Origin of the sequence: Pseudomonas sp. MWU16-30323 (assembly GCF_020515595.1) — a bacterium.
In the GTDB taxonomy this organism is placed as follows: Bacteria; Pseudomonadota; Gammaproteobacteria; order Pseudomonadales; family Pseudomonadaceae; genus Aquipseudomonas; species Aquipseudomonas yamanorum.
The window spans coordinates 1-3,444 of sequence record NZ_JAIWYM010000066.1 but is presented as its reverse complement, the minus strand read 5'-3'; the positions used below and the strand labels follow the sequence as shown (position 1 = coordinate 3,444).

General features: G+C 56.6%; 2 protein-coding genes and 1 pseudogene. All 3 read right to left on the bottom strand.

Translation table 11 applies throughout. The features are described 5' to 3' along the window. Window positions 1-116: 116 nt before the first annotated feature. Window positions 117-1,679: a type VI immunity family protein gene (locus tag LIY45_RS30365; RefSeq protein ID WP_226478680.1), complete on the bottom strand. Its 1,563-nt coding sequence runs from the start codon at window positions 1,677-1,679 to the stop codon at window positions 117-119. Between the two features lie 2 nt (window positions 1,680-1,681). Next, entirely contained in the window at window positions 1,682-2,560 is an 879-nt protein-coding gene (locus tag LIY45_RS30360; protein WP_226478679.1) for a VRR-NUC domain-containing protein, read from the bottom strand. After that, a pseudogene (locus LIY45_RS30355) lies at window positions 2,560-3,444 on the bottom strand (type VI secretion system tip protein VgrG); the annotation flags it as partial. The gene LIY45_RS30360 and the pseudogene LIY45_RS30355, both read right to left, overlap by 1 nt.

Below are 3,444 nucleotides of genomic sequence, written 5' to 3'. Positions count from 1 at the left end.
GTCGGGGTCGCGAGTTCGAGTCTCGTTTCCCGCTCCATATTTAACGAAAACGCCGATCAGCAATGATCGGCGTTTTTGTTCGTGGTTTTTTTATGGGAGGGGGTGCAAAGCTACTTTCAGACCGGCTCCAATCCTGTCCAAAGCCAGACGACGGCCTCACCCTCCACGGTTGGCATTGGAGCCCCATACTCCAGAATTTGCTTGCTCTCTGGCTTGTATTCGCAGACCCAGGCACCCGGATATGGACAGGGTTGGCCACTGTTCGCGCGCATGCCGCTGACCGTCCAGTGCCAGCGAACGACGCGCCCTTCATGGGCAGGCAGTCGCTCGTTCAGCTGGATATCGCACGAGGCGAATCGGTCGGTTTCAACTTCCCAGCGGCCTGCGCGAGGTGCCGGATCATGGGTGTTGGCATAGCGGGCAGGCTCTGGAGGTGTTTGATCCGGGTCACGTTGCCATATCACCCAACCATCTGCGGACTCTCCTTCGAGGTTCGGCATCAGTTCGCCCTGTTTGAAAGCTCGCCGGGTTTGCGCCTGTCCCGGAACCCGCCACCACCCGGCCTGAATACAGGCAGTACCCGCTACGCTGCAAAGAGGCATTGGTGTAGAGGTTTGGCCAGAGGGCATGGGCGGTGGGGCGGTGAAGCGCATTGCTGGTGTCGGCCAATCGCTGTCGGCGTCAAAGCGCGCCATCCAACGCCGACTGTCAGGGTCAGTGAAGCGCTCGTTGGGGTCGCCGTCCCATTGGCCGAAGCCCAGCAATCCCAAATTGTCGTAGCGGATAGGCTTGAGCAGTTTGTTCAAGAGCATGGGCAGTTCGGGCACGCCTTGTTCGACGGGGTACAACTCCGGCTGTTCGCCCAGTTCGATCCATTGGCCACTTTGTAATTCGGTGATGCTGATGCGTGGGTGAGACAGTGCCGTACGTACCTGTTCGCGGGTCAGGTCGAGCTTTTCCCGCCAGTGGTCGGCGAGCAGGAAGGCCCAGGTGGGAGGGCGGATGCCGTTGAGTAACTCGTCTCGCATCGCGAACTCGTAGTCGATATCGAGTCCATAGAACGCCGGAGTCAACGCTCTTTCCCACGTTGTAACCTCCGCACGCGTGCCGTATTCCATCGGATTGGCCATGGCGAAACCGCTGTAGACCTGATGGGCCTTGAGCAGGTCAATGGTCTTGAGGACAAATGCGCGCCAGGCATCGCGGTTATCCAGCCACCATTGCCAGCGGTAATAAAATACGATTGAGGAATATTCTGTTCTGCTTCCGTCAAGCCGATACCAACTGAGCCAGAAGTCGCCCGATGTCGTTGGTGAGCTTGCATGGTTTGTTTCGTCGGAAAACCAGAACACGAAGTGCTCGTGTGGATGGGCATCCATGGCCTGCCTGCGAAGATCAGGCTCCTCCTCAGGGTAGGGATGCGGGCGATCCGTGTCTTCGTGCATGGTCATGGTGTAAGGGTAACCAAGCATTTTCTCGAAGGCTTCGTGGATATCTACCATCAGCAGGGCGACATCGCGATGAGTGCCAGGGGTGGACGGAAAATAGAAGCTGATGAAGGGGCTGACGCTGTGGCGGGCGACCTCGTCAGTGCCCCAGTCAGTGTTGGGCCACTCCTTGAGCCCTGCAATAAACTCATCCCGTTCTTCTTCATCAAACAATCTATGAGTAGTGCTCACGCCTACCTCCTGTTTTTATTGCCTTTAGGTGTGGAACCGCTCTTTTCATCCGCTTCAAAACCAGTGCAATCCTCCGGCACCCGCAACAGCGCAACTTTCTCTCTGCCGATTTTGTCTGGATTGACGCCTGTTACGGGTTTCATCAGGTTCGCGTAATCGGATATTTGCTTTTTTACCACCCAATCTCCCGGGAACTTGATCTCCACCGCCGCAAACACATTGTCGGTTTCAAACGGTTCCTGTCGGTATTCAACAACGACCAGGTCGGGTGCCAGCAATCCCTTCGGGCGTGGCCAGAATGGCTGGATATCGCTGCCGAATCGTCTGGGGCGCGTTGCAGGGGTGCCAAGCAATGCCTTCTTGCTGGTGGCGTTGTAGTTCGGTTCTGATTTGAGTGGGCTACGCCACTCCAGCGCCTCGTCTACGGCCTCAAAGAACAACGAGGCGGTAAATTGTTTTAGTGCGACTTCAATCGTGGTTTTCACGATGTCGCCGGCAATTTTCTTGCTGATGCGCCGTGGCACTTTGATCGGCATCTGCAGCGCAACCGCGCAGACTTGGCTGATCGCCGGACGAAAAGGCACCTTGCGCTCGATGTACTCCTTGAATTCGATGTTCTCTTGACCTCTGCGAGAGACGGTACTGTTGCCGCCGCGATCTACGACGGCAAAGGTCGAGCTCTTGACCTCGATTTCCCGCGTCATTGCTTCAATGGTGGCGCGAAGCGTGTCCTTGATTTGTTTCCTGCGCTCGGCAATCTCCACGGCAAGCTGGGCCAGATCGGCGGCGGTTTTAGCGTTTTCAAAAGCCTGATTCGTACGGTAGGCCCGGTAGGCGCCATCAATAATGCGAGCGATAACAGGGGCGAGAGGGCCGGGCATCAGTCGAGATCTCCGCTGTGCTGATCGAGAAAGCCATCAGGAAAAATAGCCTTGGCCTCGACGGGTGAGGCTTGATCATCGAGGGCCATTAGATAGGGCTGCCAGGTTTCGATGATTCGCTGATCACCGCGCATGATTGCCTTATGGGCCTGCACGGACCTGGATGAGTCGGTAGCCGTCCATTCAGTTCCGCCCAAGGGGCAGGTCAGTCCTTCGGTGAGGAGAGTAGCGCCATCAGTAATGCGATATTGATAGCCTGCGAAGGCGCGCTGATCGCTCTTCAGAAGGGTGTAACGCCCCAGGAATGCCCCGGGCGGTTCGGGAGACGATTGCGGGCTACCCAGCGGATTGCCCGTACCGTATGGCTCGGTGGTGACGGGGCCTTTGATTTTGATCGTCAGCCCGTCAAGGGTAATGCCATCGTGGTCAATCGTGATGCTGCCACCTGGGGCCTTCAGCACAATGCGCTGGCTCGATGTGATATCGAACACCGGCGTTTTTTGCTCAATGCGTTGCCCGGCGGACAGGCGGTAGCGGTTGCGGACTGATTGCTCTGAACTGCCGCCTATCTGGATGTCATGGTCAGCGGCAATCTTGTCATGTCGGTTGTTGGCAATCTCTTCAACCCGGTCACCGCCGATATGGGTGTGATGATTACGCCCCGTCGTCTGAGTTCGATCACGTCCGATCTCCAGATGCTGGTCTTGAACAACCGCAATGCGCTCATCGTTGCCCACTCGTTCGCTGCGGTTATGGCCGATTTCAACCTGCTCGTCGTGTTCGACTTTTTCACTGCGATCATTGCCCACGAATATCGTGTTGTTGTGCTTGATATGAACGTTCTTGTCTTTCTCGGCATGGATAAACACTTCCTCCTGCCCCAA